This is a genomic window from Methylomonas rivi (genome assembly GCF_024505165.1).
GTDB lineage: Bacteria > Pseudomonadota > Gammaproteobacteria > Methylococcales > Methylomonadaceae > Methylomonas > Methylomonas rivi.
The window spans coordinates 1-779 of the sequence record NZ_JANIBK010000354.1; the positions used below are offsets into that span (position 1 = coordinate 1).

Annotated in this window: 1 protein-coding gene; it reads right to left on the minus strand. The window is 57.9% G+C overall.

The genetic code is table 11. From position 1 onward, the window contains the following. Nucleotides 1-98: 98 nt before the first annotated feature. Nucleotides 99-779: type VI secretion system baseplate subunit TssK (gene tssK / locus NP596_RS21695; protein WP_256617452.1), on the minus strand; the 681-nt coding region annotated here is incomplete at its 5' end.

The following is a 779-nucleotide window of genomic DNA, read 5'->3' on the forward strand; positions in this document are numbered from 1 at the left end:
GGGGGGCGGAGTGGGCCGCCTGCCGCCCGGCATGGGCCGGATCACGGTGCGGTCGTCGTCGCCGAAAGGTCCGAAGGGATCGTTTTCACTCATGACTGTCAACCTTTTCTAATGGCCCAAAATTCGAGCTCCAGTTCCGGAAAACTGCCGCCGATGTGAATGGCGAAGCCGCCGGAAACCGGCATTTTTCCCCACAGCTCGCTTTGCTTGTTCAATTCGAAATACGAATAGCCGGCGTGGTAGGGAATCTGCCGTGGCGCCACCGGCAGGGCCTGAATATTGATACCCGGCAATGCCGAACGCACCAATGTCTGGATATCTTCAACCGGGCCGATCTTGACTTGCGGCGGGAAGTGCGAGCGAATCAATTCCGAAGAGACTTGCGCCTTGGCCGCCAACACGAAGACGGCGCCTTCCAGCAAGTTCAATTCCGGCCGCTTGGCCACGTAAACCCCCGGTTTGACTTCCGCCAACGGCAATTGCACCGCGTTTTGTTCCAGCACCATGCTCAACAAACCCCGCAATTCGTCGATCAAGGGTATGAAGCTGAACTTCAAATCATCGTGTTTATAATCGGGAAACGCCAGCGGCCGCTTACCGGGCCGGTAGAATGTCGATAACTCGCCGGCCAGCTGCAGGCATAATTGAAAAAACTCTTCCGGATGCATGGCGGCCGCAACAGCCAAATGCGCCAGCAAGGGCTGATAGCGGTTGATCATTTGCAGCAACATGAAATCGGCGATTTCCGCCACGCCGCCGCCCTGCCCGCTGCCGGCCAC